The 22,634-nt window shown below is 60.9% G+C and carries 21 protein-coding genes and 1 pseudogene; 17 read left to right on the top strand and 5 right to left on the bottom strand.

The genetic code is table 11. From position 1 onward, the window contains the following. Window positions 1–831: WD40/YVTN/BNR-like repeat-containing protein (locus ACFWPX_RS17335; protein WP_378928213.1), on the bottom strand; the 831-nt coding region annotated here is incomplete at its 3' end. A 200-nt stretch (window positions 832–1,031) separates the two neighbouring features. On the opposite strand from ACFWPX_RS17335, the gene ACFWPX_RS17330 reads away from it, so the two are divergent. Next, window positions 1,032–1,298, top strand: a complete 267-nt coding sequence (locus ACFWPX_RS17330) for a hypothetical protein (protein ID WP_378928212.1) — start codon at window positions 1,032–1,034, stop codon at window positions 1,296–1,298. Window positions 1,299–1,499: 201 nt separating this feature from the next. Continuing rightward, a complete protein-coding gene (gene argS, locus ACFWPX_RS17325; RefSeq protein WP_378928211.1) occupies window positions 1,500–3,263 on the top strand; it encodes an arginine--tRNA ligase in 1,764 nt (587 codons plus the stop codon). A 38-nt stretch (window positions 3,264–3,301) separates the two neighbouring features. On the opposite strand, the gene ACFWPX_RS17320 is transcribed toward argS (ACFWPX_RS17325), so the two are convergent. Together ACFWPX_RS17320 and ACFWPX_RS17315 are read right to left on the bottom strand one after the other, a co-directional pair. Then, window positions 3,302–3,682, bottom strand: coding sequence for a hypothetical protein (locus ACFWPX_RS17320; RefSeq protein ID WP_378928210.1), 381 nt, complete (start codon window positions 3,680–3,682; stop codon window positions 3,302–3,304). 26 nt (window positions 3,683–3,708) lie between these two features. Beyond that, window positions 3,709–4,239 carry a DUF3558 domain-containing protein gene (locus ACFWPX_RS17315; RefSeq protein ID WP_378928209.1) on the bottom strand — a complete coding sequence of 177 codons (531 nt, stop codon included), beginning with the start codon at window positions 4,237–4,239 and terminating at the stop codon, window positions 3,709–3,711. A gap of 473 nt (window positions 4,240–4,712) precedes the next feature. Between ACFWPX_RS17315 and ACFWPX_RS17310 the strand changes: the two genes are divergently transcribed. From ACFWPX_RS17310 to ACFWPX_RS17250, 13 genes and pseudogenes are all read left to right on the top strand, one after another. Then, window positions 4,713–5,039 (top strand): type VII secretion target, encoded by a 327-nt coding sequence (locus tag ACFWPX_RS17310; protein WP_378928208.1) that lies wholly within the window; start codon window positions 4,713–4,715, stop codon window positions 5,037–5,039. Continuing rightward, window positions 5,039–9,553 carry an RHS repeat-associated core domain-containing protein gene (locus tag ACFWPX_RS17305; RefSeq protein WP_378928207.1) on the top strand — a complete coding sequence of 1,505 codons (4,515 nt, stop codon included), beginning with the start codon at window positions 5,039–5,041 and terminating at the stop codon, window positions 9,551–9,553. Before ACFWPX_RS17310 ends, ACFWPX_RS17305 begins: the two co-directional genes overlap by 1 nt. Window positions 9,554–9,560: 7 nt before the next feature. Further along, entirely contained in the window at window positions 9,561–9,836 is a 276-nt protein-coding gene (locus ACFWPX_RS17300) for a DUF6959 family protein (protein ID WP_378921104.1), read from the top strand. A gap of 37 nt (window positions 9,837–9,873) precedes the next feature. Then, on the top strand, window positions 9,874–10,089 hold the full coding sequence (locus ACFWPX_RS17295) for an inositol monophosphatase family protein (RefSeq protein ID WP_378921103.1): 216 nt from the start codon (window positions 9,874–9,876) through the stop codon (window positions 10,087–10,089). A 72-nt stretch (window positions 10,090–10,161) separates the two neighbouring features. Further along, entirely contained in the window at window positions 10,162–10,377 is a 216-nt protein-coding gene (locus ACFWPX_RS17290; RefSeq protein WP_378921112.1) for an inositol monophosphatase family protein, read from the top strand. Window positions 10,378–10,863: 486 nt separating this feature from the next. Further along, complete coding sequence (locus tag ACFWPX_RS17285; protein WP_378928206.1) at window positions 10,864–11,811, top strand: ADP-ribosylglycohydrolase family protein; 948 nt, start codon at window positions 10,864–10,866, stop codon at window positions 11,809–11,811. Window positions 11,812–11,835: 24 nt separating this feature from the next. Then, the gene (locus ACFWPX_RS17280; RefSeq protein ID WP_378921099.1) at window positions 11,836–11,964 is read left to right on the top strand and encodes a hypothetical protein; all 129 of its coding nucleotides are present in this window, start codon (window positions 11,836–11,838) and stop codon (window positions 11,962–11,964) included. A gap of 276 nt (window positions 11,965–12,240) precedes the next feature. Continuing rightward, window positions 12,241–12,561: a WXG100 family type VII secretion target gene (locus tag ACFWPX_RS17275; RefSeq protein ID WP_378921097.1), complete on the top strand. Its 321-nt coding sequence runs from the start codon at window positions 12,241–12,243 to the stop codon at window positions 12,559–12,561. A gap of 102 nt (window positions 12,562–12,663) precedes the next feature. Continuing rightward, a complete protein-coding gene (locus ACFWPX_RS17270; protein WP_378928205.1) occupies window positions 12,664–12,930 on the top strand; it encodes a WXG100 family type VII secretion target in 267 nt (88 codons plus the stop codon). A 2-nt stretch (window positions 12,931–12,932) separates the two neighbouring features. Next, window positions 12,933–14,417, top strand: a complete 1,485-nt coding sequence (locus tag ACFWPX_RS17265) for an ADP-ribosyltransferase (RefSeq protein ID WP_378928229.1) — start codon at window positions 12,933–12,935, stop codon at window positions 14,415–14,417. A 12-nt stretch (window positions 14,418–14,429) separates the two neighbouring features. Next, a complete protein-coding gene (locus ACFWPX_RS17260; RefSeq protein ID WP_378921093.1) occupies window positions 14,430–14,726 on the top strand; it encodes a hypothetical protein in 297 nt (98 codons plus the stop codon). A gap of 358 nt (window positions 14,727–15,084) precedes the next feature. Next, a pseudogene (argS, locus tag ACFWPX_RS17255) lies at window positions 15,085–15,879 on the top strand (arginine--tRNA ligase); the annotation flags it as partial. A 69-nt stretch (window positions 15,880–15,948) separates the two neighbouring features. Then, complete coding sequence (locus ACFWPX_RS17250) at window positions 15,949–16,332, top strand: DALR anticodon-binding domain-containing protein (protein ID WP_378928228.1); 384 nt, start codon at window positions 15,949–15,951, stop codon at window positions 16,330–16,332. Between the two features lie 39 nt (window positions 16,333–16,371). Here ACFWPX_RS17250 and ACFWPX_RS17245 read toward each other — a convergent pair whose 3' ends face one another. Both ACFWPX_RS17245 and ACFWPX_RS17240 read right to left on the bottom strand, forming a co-directional pair. Then, on the bottom strand, window positions 16,372–16,752 hold the full coding sequence (locus tag ACFWPX_RS17245; protein WP_378928204.1) for a hypothetical protein: 381 nt from the start codon (window positions 16,750–16,752) through the stop codon (window positions 16,372–16,374). Window positions 16,753–16,777: 25 nt separating this feature from the next. After that, the gene (locus ACFWPX_RS17240; protein ID WP_378928203.1) at window positions 16,778–17,332 is read right to left on the bottom strand and encodes a DUF3558 domain-containing protein; all 555 of its coding nucleotides are present in this window, start codon (window positions 17,330–17,332) and stop codon (window positions 16,778–16,780) included. A gap of 446 nt (window positions 17,333–17,778) precedes the next feature. On the opposite strand from ACFWPX_RS17240, the gene ACFWPX_RS17235 reads away from it, so the two are divergent. Together ACFWPX_RS17235 and ACFWPX_RS17230 are read left to right on the top strand one after the other, a co-directional pair. Further along, on the top strand, window positions 17,779–18,099 hold the full coding sequence (locus ACFWPX_RS17235) for a type VII secretion target (protein ID WP_378928202.1): 321 nt from the start codon (window positions 17,779–17,781) through the stop codon (window positions 18,097–18,099). Further along, window positions 18,099–22,631 carry an HNH/endonuclease VII fold putative polymorphic toxin gene (locus ACFWPX_RS17230; protein ID WP_378928201.1) on the top strand — a complete coding sequence of 1,511 codons (4,533 nt, stop codon included), beginning with the start codon at window positions 18,099–18,101 and terminating at the stop codon, window positions 22,629–22,631. The genes ACFWPX_RS17235 and ACFWPX_RS17230 overlap by 1 nt, the downstream gene beginning before the upstream one ends. Window positions 22,632–22,634 lie beyond the last annotated feature (3 nt).

Genomic DNA, 22,634 nt, shown 5'->3' with positions numbered 1-22,634 from the left:
TCCCCCCCTCACCCCCCCCCACACGCGGGTAGTCTCACCCCCCCGCCGTGGGTGGCCCGCCCCCCCCCCGCCCGCCCCCCACACCTCCCCCACCAACCCCCCCCCCCCCCTCGACTGCCAGCTGACACCCGCATCGGTACTCCGAAACACACCGCCGTGGTTCTGCAGGTACATGGTGCTGGGCGACTCGGCATCGAGGGCAACTTTGTGCACGCACTGCCCCCATTCCGGCAATTCACCGGGTAGGAAGTCCGCGGTGACCCCCTTGTTCGTCGGCGTCCACGATTCCCCACCGTCGGCAGTCTGATAGACCCCGCCAGTGGACATCGCCACCGCCACCCGCTGCGTATCGACCGGATGCGGCAGCACAGTATGCAAAGCCAACCCACCACCACCCGGCTCCCACTGCGGCCGATGCGGATGCTCCCACAACCCCCTGACCAGCTCGAACGTCCGACCACGATCAGTCGACCGGAACAACGCCGAAGGTTCGACACCCGCATAAACCACATCCGGCTCGGCATCGGTCGCCGGCGCGATCTGCCAAACGCCCTGCAGAGCAGCTTCGGTGTCCTCCGGGAAGCTCAGCGGAGCATCATCCGGCTCACTCCACGTCTCCCCGAGATCATCACTGACCACCAACGTGGGCCCGAAATGACTGTTCAACACCCCAGCGAGCACCCGCGGCGTCCCCCGCCGAGTATCAATCGCCAACGCCTTCACATCAGCCACCGGAAACTGCGGTGGCGACACAGTCCAACTGGCCCGCCCATCCCGGCTACGAGCCAAAAACAAACCCTTACGTGTTCCGATCCCGAGCAGCACGTCCATCGCGAACCTCCGGTTGGTCACCCGCAACGCCGATATGCGTGACACTACGCCGCCCCACCGACAGCACCTGCGCGTTCCTGGGCTTCGTGACCGAACTCTGTGAACTCGTGTGGAGAGCATCCAACCAGCCCTGCCTTTGGCTATCCGACTCTGCAAAGATCGGCATCGGCAATTGTTGACTTCGGTCGAGGGGAGGGTGCATGGGCCTGTCTTGGGAAGACGTCCAGGCGTTTCGCGACAGGGGCGACGCCGCGGACGCGCTCGCCATGCGTGCGCGCGACGTCAATCGCTGGGCCGAATCCGAAGGTTACGAGGTACTCGGTGACGGCTCGATCCGTGATGTATGGCGGGCTACCGGCCGAGACATCGAACTGACGGGACCGGAATCGGTCCGCCGCTACAAGGTGGTGTTCGACCTCCGCGCCGCCATCGATGCGGTCCTCTCGGAAGCGCGATCTGTCGAGTAGACAACTCGAGATCAGCCTCGCTGCGACAACTATTGCGCGTGCCGCACCCGGAAACGACACGGCGCAATTGATGCACAAAGTTCGAGGTCATGTCTGTCTCATCGATTGCGGCGACCGGGTCGCCGCTGATCGGCAGCAGCTGATATCCGCTTGATGTGCTTGCGACAATGGGTTCACCATCCCCCATCGAGAGGAATCAAGGTGAGCTCTGCCGGTGTTGTGCCGCTGCTCGGACGTGTCGCTGCCGCTGTGTCGGAGGCGATCGCCCGAGTCCGTCCCGAAGCGGCGGATGCGGACCCGGTAGTGCGACGTTCCGATCGTGCCGATTTCCAATCCAATGCCGCGCTGCCGTTGGCGAAGCGGGTGAGTCTCCCGCCGACTCAGCTCGGCGCTGAGCTCGTCACGCAGATTGACCTTGCCGATGGTGTGATCGATGATGTGCAAGTTTCGGGCCCAGGGTTCTTGAACATCACCCTGGCCGATACAGCGGTGTGGCAATCCGTCGCAGCGCGCCTGGCCGATGACCGGCTCGGCGTCCCCACCGCCGAAGACGGGCAACGAGTCGTCATCGACTACTCGGCGCCGAACGTGGCGAAGGACATGCACGTCGGACACCTGCGGACGACCATCATCGGTGACAGCCTGGCCCGGGTCTTCGGGTTCCTCGGCGCAGATGTCGTCCGCGCGAACCACCTGGGTGACTGGGGTACACAGTTCGGCATGCTCATTCAATACATCGACGAGCACCCCGAATCACCCTGGCATACAGAGGTACTCGGTGAAGACGCCAGCTCGGTGTCGGCGCTGGACAGCCTGTACAAGGCGGCCAGGAAACAATTCGACTCGGATTCAGGCTTTGCGGACCGGGCCAGGACTCGTGTGGTCGCTCTGCAAGCCGGTGACCCTGACACGTTGACCCGTTGGCGGGAGATCGTCGCGGAGTCCGAGAAGGCATTCGGCGCGATCTACGACCGGCTCGGTGTGCTGCTCACTCCGGACGACTACTTCGGTGAGTCGTTCTACAACGACAAGCTCGCCGATACCGTCACCGAACTGCTGGACAAGGGCGTCGCGGTAGATAGTGACAGTGCAGTCGTCGTGCTGTCCGAAAAGGTCAAAGGCCCCGATGATCAGCCGGCAGTACTGATGGTCCGCAAACGCGACGGTGGCTATGGCTACGACAGCACCGACCTGGCCACCATCCGGTACCGCATCACCTCACTGCACGCGGACCGGCTCCTGTATGTCACCGACTCGCGGCAGGCTCTGCATTTCCAGCTGGTATTCGAGGCGGCACGGCGAGCAGGCTGGCTCACCGAGGCGATCGAGGTCGCTCACGTCGCTTACGGCACCATCCTCGGGCCGGATGGCAAACCGTTCAAAACTCGTGCGGGCGGGACGGTTCGGTTGATGGATCTGCTCGACGAAGCTGTCGGGCGTGCGCGTGCGGTGGTCGCCGAGAAGAACCCGGACCTGTCGTCGGCGGAGCTCGATGCCATCGCCGAACAAGCGGGAATCGGTGCGGTGGAGTACGCGGATCTGTCGACATCCAGGGTCAAGGACTACACCTTCGACCCGGACCGCATGACCACACTCAACGGCAACACCGGTGTCTACCTGCAGTATGCCCACGCCCGCGTCTGCTCGATCCTGCGCAAAGCCGACGCCGCCCCGGCGGTCGTGGATATCGCCGGACCAATGGAACCAGCCGAGCGGGAACTCGCTTTGTGCCTCGACGGCTACGGGGCTGTTCTCGCTGAGGTCGCCGACACGTTGGAGCCACACCGGCTGGCAGGTTATCTCTACGATCTTGCCCGCGCATACACCGGCTTCTACGACACGTGTCCGGTCATCGCGGCCGACGAACCGATCCGATCAAACCGAATCGCGTTGTGCCAGTTGACTGCCCGCACCATGGAAATAGGATTGGGGCAGTTGGGAATCGCGGCACCGCAGCGGATGTGACCCGGCTGTTGGGTGGACTGGTCAGCGGACGGCGTGGATCAGTAGCCGTTGCCCAACGCGTTCGTTGCTTGCGCTTGGGCTATTTGCTGGTCCTCGTACTTCTTCACCGAGATCTCGATGGTGTCGCGGATCAGCGTGAGAACTTCGATGTGCTCTTTGAGGGCTGTGTCGAAATCACGTTCTCCACCAATGGCTTTCATGCCGAGCATTTTCGCAAGTTCGTCGGCGGCAGTGAAACGACCGAGGCCTGTCACAACGGACAGCGTCGTGAGTGAGTCACGCAGCTGGTTGAAAAGGTCGATCTGCTTGTTGCTCGCGTCACGGCAGGTCGTTGCCACGGTCGGGTCCAAATACAGCCGACCAGCTGAGGCCTCGTCCTTCAGGGACTGCCAGCGCGACTTCTCATCTGATGGTGCCATCTCAAAAGACCCCCGTATTCGTGAAACTACTTCGGAAAAAGTGGAACGAGCACCTCGGCAACGGATTTCGCGCGGTCGCACGGGGAAGTCTGTTTTGCCTGGGCGCTCCGATTGATGACATCGAGTTGAACAAAGCCGCTGGCGGTCGCGAATGCGAGAAGGCAGAACTCGTCGGCCGCGCGGACCGAGTCTCGGTACTGCACAGCGCTTCGCCCGGCGACTGTCACATCTTTGAAGTCGACGTTGCCAGGCTTCGTCCGGATCTCGTCCAGGGCGTGCACGGTCGAGTACACGGCCATGCTGAAATTCGCCGGGACCTCATCCTCTGTCCACCGGCAGATCTTCCATCCCGGCTCCTCTACGCCGAAGATTCCAGACTCCTCCGACGACGGTTTCAATCCGAGCCCGACGAGAGTGCCATCCGAGATCTGACTGCACGGATCCCACAGCGCCGCAGTAGCCGCCGCCGGGTCGACAGACGTACTCGGCTGCGCATTCCCGCGCTCTGTGCTGGAACATCCCGCCACTGCAAGCGCGCCACACAGCACCGCGCTCACCACCACAGACCGTCGCCGCACGAGCATCCTCCGTCTTCCCCGATCACCGAGCTACACCGTCCGGCCGAGCCCGCACCAACCCCACGGCCACCAGAATGCTCCCCGCACCCGGCCACCCCGTCGTTCCGCACAGCCTACGACACCACCCGACCAATTCCCCGTGGCGAGCCTCTATCCCGTAAGAGCTCCACAGCCTTGCCAGGATCAACCGTGTGACCCCATCGCGACAACAAAGTGGCACTCCTTTGCACCCTTAGACGCACGGAAGAGGCTTCCGGTTCCATCGATTTCACCGCACATACCAACCCTCTCGTATCCGCTACGCTCGGCCATTGGCACTGCGTGCCGCAGGTCTGAGGTACCGGAACTTCCGGCGGTCGAGACCTGTTCGATCAGGTTCGACACCGCAGGTCACGGGCCAGGGAATGCCCGCCGACCCGGGGTGGCACCACACGAGGGGCGGGGCACCGGATATGGCAAGCGCGGGCGGGGAACTGAGCGTCTCCCCGGACAAGATCAAGTCCCACGCCACCAACGTCACCTCGGCCGGTTCCGGGTTGACCGAAGCACTCGAAGCAGCCCAAGCCGTCTCGGCGCCGTCGGACGCGTTCGGGAAACTGTGTGCGTTCCTCGGGCCATTGTTCGTCGACTCGGTCGAGACCGATGGCATCGACGCGATCCAGGCCGCGATCGATGCGTTCGGTGACACCAGCTCGAACCTGACCGCTGTCGCGGATGCCTTCACTACCCGCGACACCACCAACGCCGCAGCGCTCAAGACCCAGCAGTCCGGTCTGTAATGGCCGCCAACCCACTGATCGCCGCGAAGGAAGACACCACCGACTGGTCCACCGGCATCAGCCTGGTCAGCTCGGTCACCGACCTGTCCGACGCGATCTCGGGCGGTTCCTGGATCGAGGTAGGCCTCGGTGTCGTCGGCCTCGCCGCCGAAGCGGTCTCCCTGGTCGTCGACCCCCTCGGCACCCTGGCCGGTTATGGCGTCGGTTGGCTGATCGAACATTGCCAACCCTTGCAAGATGCTCTGGATTGGATCGCGGGCGACCCCGCCCAGATCGAGGCCTATGCCAAAACCTGGGACAACGTCGCTGCCCGCATCAGCGAGGTAGCCACCGCCCAGAACAAGGCCGTGACCACCGATGTGACGGATTGGACCGGCCAAACCGCCACCGCCTACAAATCCGCCGCTTCCAACACCACGAACCTTCTCACCGCGGCCAACACCGCTTCGACCGCGGCAGCCTCCGCGATCCGCATGGCAGGCGGCATCGTCGCCGCGGTCCGCGAAACCGTCCGCGACCTGGTAGCCCAAACGGTTGGCCGTCTCGCGGTCTGGGCTGCGGAACTGGTGTTCTCGGTGGGTTTGGCGACTCCGCTCGTCGCGATCCAAGCCACCGCCTACATCGCCAAGACTGTGGCGACGATTTCGAAGTTGTTCTCGAAATTGGCCAAGACGATGGCGAATTTGAAGCCGCTGTTGAAGCAGTTGAAGTCGGCATTCGGTGATATCGCGAAGGCGTTCAAGAAGACCCCGTCGAAGTCGAAGAACGCCGACAACACGACAACCAGCCCTGCGGCCACGAAGAACACCGACACCTCGACAACACCCTCGACCACGAAACAGTCCGACACGCCAACGAATCCGGCGAGCACACCTGACACGCCTGCGAAGAGCCCTAGCCCCGGCGACACAGCCCCGGCCAGCACTCCCGATCTCAACGCGAAGAAGCCGGAGTCACCGTCCAAGACCAACGACGGCGCCCCGGCGAAAGCTCGTATCGGCGATCCCGCAACCACCCAGGACGCGAAAGGCACTTGTGGTCGCATCGAGCCCGTCGATATGGCGACAGGCGAGTACTTTGTCCCGATCGTCGACCTCGAATTGCATGGAGTCCTCCCCATTGTTTTGTGGCGGCGCCACCGGTCCAACTACCGCTATGGCCGTTGGTTTGGTCCATCCTGGTCGACGTTCCTAGACATGCGCCTAGTCGTAGATCACTCCGGGGTCACTTTCATCGCCGAAGATGGCATGCTTCTGTCCTACCCCCACACCACGCCAGGCGCGCAGGTCGTGCCGGTGCACGGTGACCACCCTTGGCCGTTGACCCGCTCCGTAAATGGTGGCTACCGAATCCACGATCCTGAACGCGAAATCACTTGGCATTTCGCTGCCTTGGATCCTGAAGCTGAGGCACTCGGCGACTTCCCGATCACGGGCATCTCAGATCGCCATGACAACTGGATCCGCCACCACTACGACCACAACCGGAATCCTAGCCACATCAGCTCATCTGGCGGATACCACCTCACGTTCACCGTCGACGACAGCCGTGTCACTTCGATCACCGTCAACGGTACCAACGAAGTCGGTGATCGAGTATCTACCCTGCTACGTGAATTCGCCTACCAAGCCGGTGATCTCGTCGCAGTTACAAACAGCGTTGGCGCGACTACTCACTACACATACGACCGCGTCCATCGAATGCTCACCTGGCGAGATCCAGACAACACGCATTTCGCCAACACTTATGACAACCTCGGCCGGATTGTCCGCCAAGAAGGCACAGACGGGATCCTCAACGCCACAGTCTCTTACGAAACACTGCCTAACGGCTGGGGAACCCGCACCCACGTCATCAACTCCACCGGCGCGTCTTGGTCCTACGAATTCGACTCCCAAAAGCGGCTACTCGTAGAGACCGACCCTAACGGGGCAGCGACACGAACCGACTACACTGACCCTGTCAGTCGACAACCGCACCGGATCATCGCCTCCGACCTCGCCACTACGGTCTACTACCGCAGCGAGGACGACAATCTCGTTCGCATTCAACGCCCGGACTGCCGATCGATCACGATCGACTACGTCGCTCGCAACCGTCCGAGCACGATCACCAACGCTGATGGTGCGGTCACTTGTTATGAGTATGACGAGGCCGGAAATGTTGTAGCCATCATCGATCCAGATGAAGTCGTGGTGCGCCGTGCATATCATCCCAACGGCGCAGTCGAGCGTTTCGTCGAACCAGGCGGCGCAACGACGACAATCGATGTCGACACGGCAGGTCAGCCGATTCGGCTGACTGACGCGAACGGCAACATCACCGTCATCACGCGCGATCATTTCGGTCGACCGATGGCGATCACGGATCCGTTGGGTAACACCACCCGCTATACATGGTCACCGGAAGGAAACCTGCTCTCTCGGGTCGATGCCGACGGCTACGGAGAGAGCTGGTTGTGGAATGGCGACGGAAAACTGTTGGAGCATTCCGATCGTGCTGCCAAGGTTCAGCGCTACACGTACGGTCCGTTCGGCCTACTCCAAACCCACACTGCACCCGACGGTGCCGTCACGCACTACAGCTGGGACACTGAAGAACGGCCGCTCTCAATCGCCAACCCGATCGGACAATCATGGTCGTATTCCTATGACAAAGTCGGCCGGGTGTCATCGGAAACCGACTACAACAACTCGACCACTGAATACCGCCACACCAGTACCGGCCTGGTTGACACAATTACCCCGGCAACCGGGATACCCCGCCATCACACATACAATGAACTCGGCCAGCTTATCGGCATACGGGCGGAATCAGGCGAACATGTCACCTACGCGTACTCCCCGGCCGGACACCTAACTACCGCGACGAGTGGGGGACAGGTGAACACCCACACCCTCCGCTACACCCACACTTCCGGTGGACGGCTCCTGAGTCAGCAGCTCGACGGCCGTCCACCGACCTCGTACCGATACGACCGACACGGAAGATGCGTCGGCCGCACCAATCCCAGCGGCAAAACCACTGACTGGGTTCATGACAGCGGCGACCGCGTCAAGGCTCTCGCTACAGCTGACCACACGATCGAATTCACCCACGACCCACTCGGCCGCCAGACTGGTTGGCGAGTGGGAGCATTCGAACACACCCAGAAGTACAATTCTGTCGGCCAGGTCATCGCGCGCACACTATCCCTCGCCGGTGCCCCAATCGAAGGTAGTCGCCACGACGAATACACTTGGCGCCCAGACGGGTACATCACCCAACACAACACCTTTCATGGCCAGAGCAGAGCGCTCTCCCGAGCCTACGATCTCGATCCGGTTGGCCGAGTTACCGCACTAACATCGAACGGCACTAGAACGCAGCGCTTCGGATACGACCAACTCAGCAACATCACATCAGTTGAAGATGCCGATCTGACATCCCCGTCCTCTATTCCAGTCAATAGCGAGGGCGTGCAACATGAGTACGATAGAAATTTGTTGACTCGGCGCGGCCGCACGAGATACTACTACGACGCTGCCGGCCGACTGGTCCAGAAAAAGACTAGTCGCATATCCCGAAAACCCTCACTCTGGCACTTTCGATACAATGCCTTCGATCAACTCACCGATGTTTTCACGGCAGACCAACAGTGGTGGCGGTATTCCTACGATGCTCATGGCAGGCGCACAACAAAGACTTTACTGGCGGACGAAGAAACGGTAATCAAGCTCCACGAATACAGCTGGGATCGCTCCCGTCTCATCGAAGAATCGACGCCGACATCTATCAACTCCTGGGATTACCAGCCAGATACGTATACTCCCATCTCTGAAACCGTTATCCACATCGATCAGGTTGGCCAAGGTCGGCATTTTCATGCGATAGTCACTGATATCGTTGGTGCTCCTACTGAAATGGTCGATGTGGAGCGGAGTGAAATTTCTGCATCCGCGGAAGTCGACCTGTGGGGAAGGGCTCAATGGTCGGGAATGGGTGGAACTTCAATCCGTTTTCCGGGTCAGCAGGTTGATGATGAAACTGGGCTACATTACAACTATCAACGCTACTACGACCCAACCTCCGGCAGATACCTGACCCAGGACCCTCTCGGGTTGCAGCCGGCGCCCAATCCCAATACTTATCCCCACAATCCAACTAGCTGGATCGACCCGCTGGGGCTTTCCTGCTCAACTGCGGGAGGCGGTTCACAGTCTGAACCTCGACCGCCCTCGTATGGCAACGGCGGACACATTGACAATATATCTCCAAACGATGCTCGAAGAATTCAGAATGCGGCAAATTCGAGAGGGGTCGAGATCAATGTTGTCGGTAGTCGGGCTACAGGAACCGCAGGTGGATATTCTGACTGGGACTATGTGATATCTGATATCAATTCCCGGACGAGGAGTAGGATACAAGGGTCGCTGCCGCAGGGATCTCACGAGTTGGGCGTGGGGCGCAGGGTTGATATATTTACCGGAGGCCTCGTTGAGGGCGCACCGTACGTAACCTTCTATCCGAACTGAGGATCAAATGACGCATTCCGCTGAGATCATCGAAACGCAGGGTGATTTTTCCCTGGTGAAGTGGGCGGGTCGAAAGTTTCCCGGATTTCTCCTTCAGGGTGATTCCTTGAGTATTATCGTGTCCGATCTTCGCGAAGTTGAAGAACTCCTTTCCGCTGATGACATCGAAGAAGCTAAATTCGTCGCGCATGAATTGCTGTTGCAATTTTCCGCAATGCAGAATTCGTATGAGGATATGATGCAGAAAGCTGGCCTGCAGCTTCCCTACGCGTCACGTGACTGAATTGCGATATTGGGATCGTTAATCGCCTAGATCGAACGTGCAGTCCGGAACTACCTCGCGTCAATACACCGGGGTTTTCGTTCCTCGGCGAGGAGACAGCCGGACAGGACAGGGGCGGCGAGTTTCGCTGGGTTTGGACCCCATCGACGGTACATCGAACGTCGTTCACGGAATCCCCTTGTGCGCAGTGTCATTGGCGCTTCTGTGCGGTGAGAGGGCTGTCGTGGCGGCAATCGTGGCACCGTTCCTATAATGCGAGCCTCGGTGGCGGGTCGTACGTGAACGACGAGCAGATCTTTGCGAGCGGAGTCCGGCAGATCTCCTCATCGATAGTGTCGATCGGCGACTACTCAGTCGGCCCAGATGCGGTTGGCAAGAACGTCGAACGGCTCAAAGTACTGCGGCGCTTGCGGGTCATGCTGAGCGCATTCGGATGCTCGGTACGGCATCGCTTGACCTCGCGTGGTTGGCACAGGGGAGAACCGACGCCTGCGTGATCTTGGCAAACAAGCCGTGGGATACAGCGGGGGCGTTCTGTTAGCCCTGGAAGCAGGCGCCGTGGTGAGCGACGTTTGGGGAGATCCGCACAGTCTGCAGGCCGGTACGACTGTCGGGAGCGCGAGCGCCGAACTTGCCCAGTCTAGGGTCGATCTGATTGCCTGATGTTTGATCTGGCTGCCATCCCCGTGCTGGCCGGTTTGTTGGAGCGTAAGGACATCCGTATGAGCCCACGGCGTGACAACTATCGGGACCCCGAACGCGCCGAACGCGAACAGCCTGGGTCGGTGCCGATCGCGTACGGCGAAGATCAATTCGCTAGGCAGCGTCGAAGGAGGCACGTCGAGAACAGCGGCGCGCTGGCCTACCACCGGGATAGCGAAGATGTCTGGTCGCCTCGGATAGTCGCCGAGTGTTCGATCCAGTCGGCAATTCGATCAGTTCCTTACAACACGGTGCGCGCTTACACCACGGTAAGCGCAGTTCAGCCGGTCTGTGCAGCCGGACCCCGAGGGCTGTCGATAACGTGATGGGATGGAGACGGCGTTCGGATCCCGCCATCGGTCGTGTCGAACTGATGCTCGATTCGCTCGATGGGCTCTCTGTCGGCGATGCGCTGGGGGCGCAGTTCTTCATCATGGGCAGGTCGCTCCCGAATCTTCGGTCGGGCAGTCCTCCACCAGGGCCGTGGGACTGGACCGATGACACCGAGATGGCCTGCATCCTTGTCGCGGAACTGCGCCGCCATCAGCACACCGACCAGGATCGGCTGGCCGCGGGTTTCGCGCGCCGCTTCTCTCCGGAGCGCGACTACGGGCATGCGACGGTCACGACGCTTCGACGTATTCGCAACGGCGCGCACTGGCGAGAGGCAGCCGCAGCGGCGTTCGAAGGTCAAGGTTCGTGCGGCAACGGTGCGGCGATGCGGGTCGCCCCGCTAGGGGCCTACTACTGCGACGATCCACAACGGGTTGTCACCGAAGCAGTTCGGTCGGCACAGGTCACCCATATGCACCCTGAAGGAGTGATCGGCGCGGTCGCGGTGGCGATCGCTGCGGGGCAGGCAGCTCATGCACGCCGCACCCAAAACCTGCCCACTGCAACAGAATTCCTCACCGCTGTCCTGGACCGTCTCGAACCCGGCGAGACAACGCGCGGCGTCCGTCGTGCTCGTACCCTGCTCGGCACAAGCATCGTCGAGGCCGCACACGAACTGGGCAACGGATCCCGGGTGAAGGCGCAGGACACGGTGCCATTCGCATTGTGGGTCGCCGCAACGTATTTGGACGACTACCCGGCGGCCGTCACCGCCTGCATCGAAGCGGATGGCGATATCGACACCACTTGCGCGATCGCCGGGGGAGTCGTCGCCGCTTACACCGGCGCCGCCACTGGAACCGGGTTGCCCGAGGCGTGGCTCGCCGCCCGCGAACCGTTACCGGCCTGGCTCACCTCGATCAGCCCGTCGCGCCGCTGACTCCGAGGGTGGTGAGCTGGTTGGATGTTCGTGACGACGGCCGATATCTCGACTCCCGTCGGGGGCGATGACCTGTACATCGATCCACGTGGTGATCAGCAGTTCGCCGACGACCAGCTCATGCCGGACGACAGCCCTGAGGGGTGTCGCTGACCATCGTGCGCCGTCTGGCCTGAAGACTGCGGAGAGAAATCTGTCTGAGGCAGGGTCGACGAGGTCCCTGAGGTCGAGGCCAGGTTCCTACAGGACTGGCCATCGTGACGTGGACCGAGCGATCCTGGAGGGCGGCGGCGAGGCCAGTTCCGGACGCCACCGATCCAATATGAGACCCTGGGCCCGGCGTCAATTGCGGCTTGAAAGCATCACAACCCGCGAGTCGACGGACAATCCCGTGGGGGAGCAGCTTGATGAACGGGAGAGGCAGGGATAGTGAGTTCGCCAGAGGGGTCGTTTTCGATCACGCCCGATGATGTCCAGGACGCGGGCCGCTACATCCAACAGACTGCGCAGTCGTTGCTGACCGGAGTGCGGGCCACCGATGCTGATGTGGACGGTCTGTTGGTGGGTTGGCAGGGTCCGGCGGCGGAGGCATTTCGGGCCGGGTGGACCGAAGCGTGCACGGGTGTCGCTGGTGTTCTAAACGCGCTGAGCGACATGGCCAACGCACTGGGAGTTACTACTGTGCAGCTGACCCAACAGGATTGGGATTGGGCGTCGGGACTGCCTGATGGGTTCTCCCTGGATTTGTGAGTGACCGCCGGGGCACCTACGCACCAGGTTGGGGAGGAAAGGATATATGCGCTACCGGGTGAACTTGACTGATCTGGATGATGCCGTTGTCCAGATCATGCGTTGAAGACCTTCCTCGAGGAGTCATTGGTCGAGATCGATGAGCGGGTCCAGAAGATGCAGGCTGATTGGAACGGTGCGGCCGCATCCGCCTACGACACCGCGCATGTGGAGTGGATCGACTCAGCGCGCACGGCTGAGGCCGGGATCGAGAAGATGCGGGCCGCGGCACGCAGCGCCCACGACGCCTATACGGCGACCATCAACGCGAATCGGGCGCTCTTCGGGCGTGGTTCCGGGTCTGTGAGCGTCGAAGGGCATCTGTCGTGACGATGGTGGATGTCGACACCAACGTCTATTACAGCGCTGGTCGAGAGCTGTGCGCCGCAGCCACCGCGTGGTCTGACGCCATCTTCAACCAGGTGCATCCATTGCGCCAGTGCGCAAACATGTGCGGCTCGTACCAAGAGGCCACCGCCTGGGCCGCGAAGTATGACGCAAAGGCCGCCGAGCTACTACACACTGCCGACGAGCTCGCCCTTGCAGCCAACGCTTATGGTCGCGTGCTCATGGAGGCTGGGTACAACCATGAACTCGGGGACCACTTCGCCACCACCGAGTTCGGCGCGAGTCTGCCGCCGAGACCTCAGATGCCGGAAGCGCGGACCTGGGGCAGTTATATCGTCCCGATCGGGACCGCTGGTGGGCGCGGTAGCGGCTTGGAAGAAGTCATCGGTCTGGCCTCCGAGGTCGGTATCACCGTGCCTGATGGAGACGTGGGCAAGCTCACCAATGCCGGTGCAGTGTGGAAGAACCTCTCGACCGCTGCGGCAGTGACTGGGTTCAGCGCTGAACTTCACCGCATCGCTGGCTTGTTCTCCGAAATCACCGCCGACGAGTACGACTCGATCGACGAGGATATCCGGGAGATGAAGAACACCGCGGATTCCATCATAGGCGGATTCTCCGATATTGCCGGCAGTGTCGAAGTGCATCGAGCGGCTTTGGTCGCGATGCGCGAGGGCATCATGAATTTCCTCGAAGAGATGGCCAAAGAGATCGCCATCCAAATCGGGGTGACGGCGTTTGTCTCGATCGCGGCGTCGTTCGTTACTTTCGGGCTCGCGGCAGCTGTCGGCACCGCTGTCGCAGCCGGTCGACTCACGCGCATCGTGTCGGTATACGGTCCGAAAATCAGGCCCTTGGTTGTGTTGTTCAAGAATGAGGGGCTGATTCACAAATTCGACAATATCGTCGATATGGCCCAGAACAAACAGAAGTTGAAGGAGCTTCAGAAGCTGGACCCGGCGAAGAGCCCTGGGCGGTCAGGGCTGGTCGGCAAGCTTGATCAGGCAGATCGCGAGGTCTTGGCTTGGGGTCCGTCCGACAAGCGCGGCGCTGACCTCAACAATATTGTGCGAAATGGCGAGACTCCGACCCCGGAGCAGCAAGCTCAGATCGATAAGTTGAATGAGGCATTGGGGAAGCTGCCCAAGCATGAGGGGGAGGTTGTGCGGCACGTCAATATGAACGCAAACGACCTGGCCGCGATGGAGAAGGGTAAGTCGTGGTCTGATCCGGGGTTCATGTCCACGTCGAACAAGCCGGAGGGCGTGTCTGATGTGTTCGCGGACAGCAAGAATGTGGAAATGCAGATCATATCCAAGAATGGGCGAAAATTCTCCGACCCGGACACTGGGCAGTCGTTCGGCACCGACTGTGAAGTGTTGTTCCCGTCCAACACCAAATTCATAGTGGGTAACAAGTTTGTCGATCCCGCTACGGGCAGGACCGTCGTTCAGATGGTCGAACAATAGCAAGGTGCAATCATGGAATACGGCGACGAAGAATTCCGGCAGGCAATGGCCAAACTGGAGAATTTCGAGAAGATGCGTGCGGGCGTGCGCCTGCGTGCAATGGATCCCACCGCACCACGTGACGTCATCGAAGAGACAGACCCATCCCTATCTGGCCCGTACCGGCGGGGCGAGACCGTGTCACCTGATGGCCGCGTGTGGCGCGATAAGGATGGCGCGCTGCTGTATACCCGGGATGACGAAGGTTACTGGCTCGGTCCGGATGGGCGTCGGATGTACGATCCAGTCGGTAACCGACTCGATACCTGATCCATAAGTCGGCCGCGCTCGGGTCGTGCACCATCGTGGCGCTACGCCGTATCGGTGCCGCAACGCCAGGGGGGTGAGGCTCAGGGCGCGGGCGTCGTCGATGTAGCGACGGACCGGGTCAATTGATACCCGGATTCGACTACAGATCGTTCCCGGCGCTGAACGTCGAGGACCGTTGCAGGAATCTGCAAGCGCCGCACTGCTTCTGGAAGCCGCGGGGCGTGGGTGAACACGATCACCTGCCTCGCGCGAGCGACGTCGGCGAGCACTCGGGCCAACCCGTCGACTTTGTCGGGTCCATCGACTGGACGGGGTCGTCGATCATCAGGAAGTGGGCGATTGGGGCACTCAGTTCGGGATGCTGATCCAGTACATCGACGATCATCCTGAATCACCCTGGCACACTGAAGAACTCGATGCTGACACGAGTTCGGTGTCGGCTCTGGACAGCCTGTACAAGGCTGCCCGCGCCCAGTTCGACTCCGACTCTGCCTTCGCTGATCGGGCACGAACTCGGGTGGTTGCGCTGCAAGCCGGGGAACCAGACACCGTCGCGCGGTGGCGGGAGATCGTTGCCGAGTCCGAGAAGGCCTTCGGTGCGATCTATGACCGGCTGGGCGTCCTGCTCACCCCCGATGACTACATCGGTGAGTCTTTCTACAACGACCAACTGGCTGATACCGTCGCCGAACTCATCGACAAGGGCGTAGCCGTCGACAGTGACGGTGCGATCGTCGTCCTGTCCGAGCAGGTCAAAGGCCTGGAGGATCAGCCGTCGGTGCTGATGGTCCGCAAACGTGACGGTGGCTATGGCTACGACAGCACCGACTTGGCCACTATCCGGTACCGCATCGCGTCGCTATACGCTGACCGGTTGTTGTAAGTCACCGACTCGCGCCAGGCGCTGCACTTCCAGCTGGTGTTCGAGACGGCGCGGCGGATGGGTTGGCTCACCAATGCGATCGAGGTCGACCATGTCGCTTACGGCACAATCCTCGGGCCGGACGGCAGACCGTTCAAAACCCGTGCGGGCGGCACGGTTCGGTTGATGGACCTGCTCGACGAAGCAGTCGCGCGTGCACGTGCGGTTGTCGCCGAGAAGAATCCGGACCTGTCACCGGCGGAGGTCGATGCCATCGCCGAACAAGCGGGAATCGGTGCGGTGGAGTACGCGGATCTGTCGACATCCAGGGTCAAGGACTACACCTTCGATCCGGACCGCATGACCACGCTCAACGGCAACACCGGTGTCTACCTGCAGTATGCCCACGCCCGGGTCTGCTCGATCCTGCGCAAAGCCGAGGCCGCAACCCCGGCGGTCGTGGATATCGCCGGTCCGATGGAACCAGCCGAGCGTGAACTCGCCTTGTGCCTCGACGGCTACGGGACTGTCCTCGCCGAGGTGGCCGACACGATGGAGCCACACCAGCTGGCAGGCTATCTCTACGAACTGGCCCGCGTCTACACCGGCTTCTACGACTCGTGCCCGGTCATCGCGGCCGACAAACCGATCCGATCAAACCGAATTGCATTGTGCCAGTTAGCTGCCCGCACCCTGGAACTCGGATTGGGGCAGTTGGGAATCGCGGCACCGGAGCGGATGTGACCTGCCCGTCGGGGTGGACTGGTCAGCGGCCATCGTGGATCAGTAGCCGTTGCCCAACGCGTTCGTTGCTTGCGCTTGGGCTATTTGCTGGTCCTCGTACTTCTTCACCGAGATCTCGATGGTGTCGCGGATCAGTTCGAGTACGGCGATGTGCTCTTCGAAGGCCGTTTTGAAATCTCGTTCTCCGCCAATGGCTTTCATGCCGAGCATCTTCGCCAGCTCGTCGGCCGCAGTGAAGCGCCCGAGACCGGTCACGGTTGACACGTGCTGAAGTTCATTCTTCAGTGTGTTGAAGAGGTCGATCTGTCTGTTACTTGCATCACGGCAGCTCGTCGCAACCGAAGGATCGAGGTACAGACGGCCTGCTTTCGCCTCTTCGTTCAGATACTGCCAGCGGGACTTCTCATCATTCGAAGCCACGACACCCCCCTTGGTTGCAGACGCTTCAATTGGGAAACAGCGGAACGATCGCTTCTGCGATCGGCTGTAGACGTTCGCATGGCGGCACCGACTTTGCCTTGGTGCCGGTGTTGAGGAGGTCCAGCTGGGCGAATCCGGTGGATGTCGGAAAAACGATTGAGCAGTCTTCGTTCGCTTTGTAGTGGCTCTGCCGGAACTGCACACCATTGCGGCCTGCGATCACAACGTCTTTGAACTCGATGTTGGTGGGCTTGGCTCGTACTTCGTCGACAGTTCGGATCGTCGAGAAGACGCCGATTCCGAAGCCGGACGGGAAGTTCACATCGTCCCAGGAACAGATCTTCCACCCTGGCTCTTCCGCGCCCAGGATCCCAGAACGTTTCGAAGCGACGTCCAACCCCAAGTTGGTCAGCATCGAATCTGGGACCTGACTGCACGGGTCCCACAGTGCAGCGGCAGCAGCCGCCGGGTCGGTCGTACTCGGCTGAGCATTCCCGCTCTCTGTACTGGAACACCCCGCTACCGAAAGCACCCCACACAACACCGCGCTCACCACCCCAGACCGTCGCCGCACGAACATCCTCCGTCTTCCCCGATCACCGAGCCACACCGACGCGGCGAGCTCGCACCAACCAACGGCCGACCCAAGTACTCCCCGCACCCGGCCACCCCGTCGTTCCGCACAGCCTACGACACCACCCCACCAGTTCGCCCTGTCGAGGCTGCACGCCGTGAGACCTCCACAGTCCCGCTATGTTCAACCGTGTGACCCGATCGGCGGCCCCATTGCGACAAGGAGATGGCACTCCTTCGCACCCTTAGACGCACCGAAGGCCCCTCCGGTTCCATCGATTTCACCGCACGTACCAACCCTCTCGCATCCGCTACGCTCGGCCATTGGCACTGCGTGCCGCGGGTCTGAACCTTCGGGTTGCGACCTGTTCGATCAGGTTCGACACCGCAGTCGCGGGCAGGGTGTGCCCGCCGACTCGGGGTGGCATCACACGAGGGGGCGGGCACCAAAATATGGCAAGCGCAGGCGGGGAACTGAGGGTCTCCCCGGACGAGATCAAATCCCACGCCACGAACGTCACCTCGGCCGGTTCCGGCTTGACCCAAGCCCTCGAAGCAGCCCAGGCGGTCTCAGCCCCCTCCGACGCGTTCGGGAAGCTGTGTGCTTTCCTCGGTCCGTTGTTCGTCGATTCGGTCGAGACCGATGGCATCGACGCGATCCAGGCCGCGATCGATGCGTTCGGTGACACCAGCTCGAACCTGACCGCCGTCGCCGACGCGTTCACTACCCGCGACACCACCAATGCCGCTGCGCTGAAGAATCTCGAAGTCTGATGACGAACCCGCTCATCGCAGCGAAGGAAGACACCACCGACTGGTCCACCGGCATCAGTCTGGTCAGCTCGGTCACCGATCTCTCTGACGCGATCTCGGGTGGTTCCTGGATCGAGGTCGGTCTCGGTGTCGTCGGTCTCGGTGCCGAGGCGGTCTCGTTGGTCGTCGACCCCCTCGGCACGCTGGCCGGTTATGGCGTCGGTTGGCTGATCGAACACTGCCAACCCCTCCAGGATGCCCTGGACTGGATCGCCGGTGACCCCGCCCAGATCGAGGCTTATGCCAAAACTTGGGACAACGTCGCTACCAGGATCAACGAGGTAGCCACCGCACAGAACGCTGCGGTCACCGCAGACGTCTCGGACTGGACCGGTCAAACCGCCACTGCCTACAAATCCGCCGCGTCCAACACCACCAACCTGCTCACCGCCGCCAACACCGCCGCGACCGCGGCAGCATCAGCGATCCGCATGGCCGGCGGGATCGTGGCCGCGGTTCGCGAAACGGTCCGTGACTTGGTAGCCCAAACCGTTGGCCGTCTCGCGGTATGGGCGGCGGAGCTGGTGTTCTCGGTAGGTCTGGCGACCCCGCTGGTCGCGATCCAGGCCACTGCCTACATCGCGAAAACTGTGGCGACGATCTCGAAGTTGTTCTCGAAATTGGCCAAGACGATGGCGAAGCTGAAGCCGTTGCTGAAGCAGTTGAAGTCGGCATTCGGTAATATCGCGAAGGCGTTCAAGAAGACCCCGTCGAAGTCGTCGAAGAACGCCGACAACACCACTACCAGTCCCGCGGCTACGAAGAACACCGACACCTCGACAACACCCTCGACCACCAAACAGCCTGACACGCCCACGAATCCGGCCAGCACACCCGACACCCCCGCGAAAAGTACGAGCCCTGGAGACACCACACCAGCCAACGCGCCTGACCTCAACGCGAAAAAGCCGGAGTCGCCGTCCACGACCAACGACGGCGCACCGGAGAAGGCCCGCATCGGCGACCCCGCGACTACCCAGGACGCAAAAGGCACCTGCGGCGGACGCGAACCGGTGGACTTCGCCACCGGCGAGTATTTCGTGCCGGTTGTCGATATCACCCTGCCGGGGGTGCTGCCAGTCGTTCTGTGGCGTCGCCACCGCTCCAATTACCGATTCGGCCGATGGTTCGGCCCGTCGTGGTCCTCAGCCTTGGACTTGCGGATAGTCGTCGACCACGCTGGTGTCACCTTCGTCGCCGAAGACGGCATGCTGCTGTCCTACCCGCATGACGTTCCCGATCTGGCAGTGCTTCCGCTACATGGTGATTCACCGTGGCCGCTGACCCGCACCAGCACCGACACGTTCCGAGTCCACGACCCCGACCGCGAAATCACCTGGTACTTCGCGGCCCCTGATCCTGAATCCGCTGTCCTCGGTGACTTTCCGATTACCGCGATCACCGACCGCCATGACAACTGGATTCGCTTCCACTACGACCTCGACCGTGCACCAACCAGGATCACCAGCTCGGGCGACTACCAGATCAGTTTCACCACCGGCTCGGGGCGAGTGACGTCGATATCCGTGGACGACGCCCGCTCTGGCACCGGCGAATCGACCGCAATCCGTCAATTCGCTTACCAGTCAGGTGATCTCGTTGGAGTCACCAATGGAGTTGGTGCGACAACGCATTACACGTACGACAACTCCCATCGGATGCTGTCGTGGCGGGACTCGAACAATACCTGGTTCACCAACACTTACGACAACCAAGGTCGCGTTGTCGCGCAGGACGGGATCGACGGCATTTGGTCATCTCGATTTGCCTACGAAACCTTGCCGCATGGCCAAGGCGCTATTACGACAGTGACTGATTCGCTGGGCGTGGCGTCCACCTACCAATTCGATGCGCAAATGCGGCTCCACATCGAGACAGATGGCCTCGGTCACGCAACCCGCACCGATTATCTCGCCGGTCGAAAACCTGTTCGCCGCGTGGGGCCGGATCTAGCGACGACGACATACGTATACGACATGAATGACGACCTCGCGATGGTCCGTCGTCCAGACGGTCGAACCATTACCTTTGAATACCACAGCCTTCACCGTCCCAGCGCAATCACGGCCGCCGACGGTGGAGTCACTCGCTACACCTACGACGATGCCGGGAACGCAACATCAGTCACTGATGCTGACGGAATTTCCCGGCAGTATACCTACCACCCCAATGGTGGCATCCACACATTTTCCGATTCCCCGGATGCGACGACAGCTGTCGATGTCGACGCCGCGGGCCTTCCCGTTCGCGCCATCGACCCTGTAGGCGGGATACTCACAGTGGCTCGTGACCATTTCGGCCGTCCGACCACGACGACGAACCCGCTCGGTCAGGCCGTCCACCATGACTGGTCCGACGAGGGTAAGCCCGTGCGCCGCACCGGCGCCGATGATCTTGTCGAAACATGGAATTGGGACGGCGAGGGCAACCTTGTCGCACGCACCGACCGCTCTGGCAGGATCGATACCTACGTCTATGGCCCGTTTAGCCTTTGTGCGTCCTTTGCTTCAACCGGCACCGACACCACTCGGTACACCTGGGATACAGAGCGGCGACTCACGTCCGTATCGAACCCGAACGGACAAACCTGGCACTATGTCTATGGGCCCACCGGGCAGGTCTATTCCGAAACAGATTACAACGATGCGACAACGACATACGCCTATAATCCGTCGGGCGCTGTCGCCGTGGTCACGACTCCGACGGGGATTCGCCGTTATAACTCCTACGACCAACTCGGGCAGCTTGTTGGTACTCGTGCCGAATCCGGCGAATGGGTTTCATATACCTATGACCTCGTGGGAAGGATAACTACGGCCGCAAACGGACTGAACTCTGAATCAGCCCGTACTGTCACTCATTCCCTCCTATCTAGACATTCGCCGGCCGGAAGACTCCTGAGCCAGCAGATCGACAGTCAAATACCGACGGAATACCGATATGACAACTATGGGCGCCGTGTCTCGCACACCTCGCCGATGGGTGTATCTACGGAGTTCGAGTACGGACGTTCGAACAAGGTCGTGGCACTTAGAACATGTGGGCGCCGAGTCGATTTCACCCATGATGCCGTTGGTCGCCAGAACAGCTGGCGGTCTGAGGGAGTGGGTCAGCACTCCACCTTCGGGCTGGCGGGTTTAACTGTCAGCCGTGAGCTCGTTCAGCTAGATCCTCGGACGAGTATTCCATCAGAACTAATTCACCGCGACGAATATTTGTGGCGGCCGGACGGTTACCTTTCGGCTCATTCTGTGATTGACCGGGCCGGCGTCGAACGTCGAGACTTCACACTAGATCCGCTCGGTCGCGTAGCGCGTATCACTGCTGCTGGGGCAATCGCCGAAGAGTACCGCTACGATTCACTCTCGAACTTGATCTTCGAGTCCGGCGCGATGGCCGGTCGAAGAGGCATGGACTCTGATGAGACTGACGCGCCTCAATTCGAGTACAGCCGCAATCTGCTTGCGCGCGCGGGCCGAACCCGCTACCACTACGATGCGGCAGGCAGGCTGTTGCGGAAGGAGAAGACCCGAATCTCTCGCAAAGCTGCTGTGTGGCACTATGAATACAATGCTTTCGATCAGCTGATCAGCGTCCGAACTCCGGACGGCCAGCAGTGGCAGTACACGTATGACCCTTTCGGGCGTCGTCGTTCGAAAATGTTGGTCAATGGTCGCAGTAGAAGCGAATTCAATTGGGATGGTACCCATCTCACTGAACAAGCTTCGGTATGCGAGGATGGTAGCCGCACAACCACCGCGTGGTCGTACCATCCTGGCACGTACATCCCGCTTACTCAATCGGCCGACAATCATGAAATCGATCGCCAGTTCCACGCGATCGTCAGTGGCCTGGACGGCAGTCCAACCCATCTCGTTGATCCTGACACAGGGGCGGTTGTGGCCCATTCGGCTAGCACGCTGTGGGGTGCCACAACCTGGGTAGGAATCGATACGCCGCATCGTTTCCAGGGGCAACAATTCGATTCAGAGAGCGGGCTTCACTACAATCACCACCGCTATTATGACCCCGAAACGGGACGATACCTAACTCAGGATCCGCTCGGTCTCGACCCGGCTCCCAACCCGAACACCTATCCGCATAATCCGATGTCATGGATAGATCCACTGGGCTTGGCTTGTGGGGACTCCAACAGCGAAGAATTGCCCACTCGGCACGCAGCGCTCCGGCAGGCAATGCGAGACGCCGGTATTCCGACCAGCCAACAGCCCAGCGCTGTAGAGCGTGTAAGAATGGAGGATATGTGGGGGCATGCAGTCCTTGATGAAAACTATCAGGAAATCATGACCGAGGAGTACCATTTCACTGCCGGAAATGGAAACCGGATTGTTATTCAAGATCACAGTGCGGGACACCGGTATGGGGAAGATGGCGTCGGTGACCAGGGTCCCCACTTCAACGTCCGGCCTATTGAAAATACTCGAACTGGTAAAGTGCCCGGAACCCTTGGGCACTATCCCTTCCAAACATAGGAT

The organism is Nocardia sp. NPDC058518 (assembly GCF_042719655.1).
Classification (GTDB): Bacteria; Actinomycetota; Actinomycetes; order Mycobacteriales; family Mycobacteriaceae; genus Nocardia.
Note: the sequence above shows the minus strand (reverse complement) of the source record. Positions and strands in the feature narration are given on the sequence as shown.

Coding starts and splice junctions, on each gene's coding strand:
- ACFWPX_RS17320 (WP_378928210.1), bottom strand. CDS start 3,682: ATGGCACCATCAGATGAGAAGTCGCGCTGGCAGTCCCTGAAGGACGAG.
- ACFWPX_RS17280 (WP_378921099.1), top strand. CDS start 11,836: ATGTTCGTGACGACGGCCGATATCTCGACTCCCGTCGGGGGCGATGAC.
- ACFWPX_RS17285 (WP_378928206.1), top strand. CDS start 10,864: ATGGGATGGAGACGGCGTTCGGATCCCGCCATCGGTCGTGTCGAACTG.
- ACFWPX_RS17250 (WP_378928228.1), top strand. CDS start 15,949: ATGACCACGCTCAACGGCAACACCGGTGTCTACCTGCAGTATGCCCAC.
- ACFWPX_RS17300 (WP_378921104.1), top strand. CDS start 9,561: ATGACGCATTCCGCTGAGATCATCGAAACGCAGGGTGATTTTTCCCTG.
- ACFWPX_RS17240 (WP_378928203.1), bottom strand. CDS start 17,332: ATGTTCGTGCGGCGACGGTCTGGGGTGGTGAGCGCGGTGTTGTGTGGG.
- ACFWPX_RS17305 (WP_378928207.1), top strand. CDS start 5,039: ATGGCCGCCAACCCACTGATCGCCGCGAAGGAAGACACCACCGACTGG.
- ACFWPX_RS17235 (WP_378928202.1), top strand. CDS start 17,779: ATGGCAAGCGCAGGCGGGGAACTGAGGGTCTCCCCGGACGAGATCAAA.
- ACFWPX_RS17230 (WP_378928201.1), top strand. CDS start 18,099: ATGACGAACCCGCTCATCGCAGCGAAGGAAGACACCACCGACTGGTCC.
- ACFWPX_RS17310 (WP_378928208.1), top strand. CDS start 4,713: ATGGCAAGCGCGGGCGGGGAACTGAGCGTCTCCCCGGACAAGATCAAG.
- ACFWPX_RS17330 (WP_378928212.1), top strand. CDS start 1,032: ATGGGCCTGTCTTGGGAAGACGTCCAGGCGTTTCGCGACAGGGGCGAC.
- ACFWPX_RS17260 (WP_378921093.1), top strand. CDS start 14,430: ATGGAATACGGCGACGAAGAATTCCGGCAGGCAATGGCCAAACTGGAG.
- ACFWPX_RS17265 (WP_378928229.1), top strand. CDS start 12,933: ATGGTGGATGTCGACACCAACGTCTATTACAGCGCTGGTCGAGAGCTG.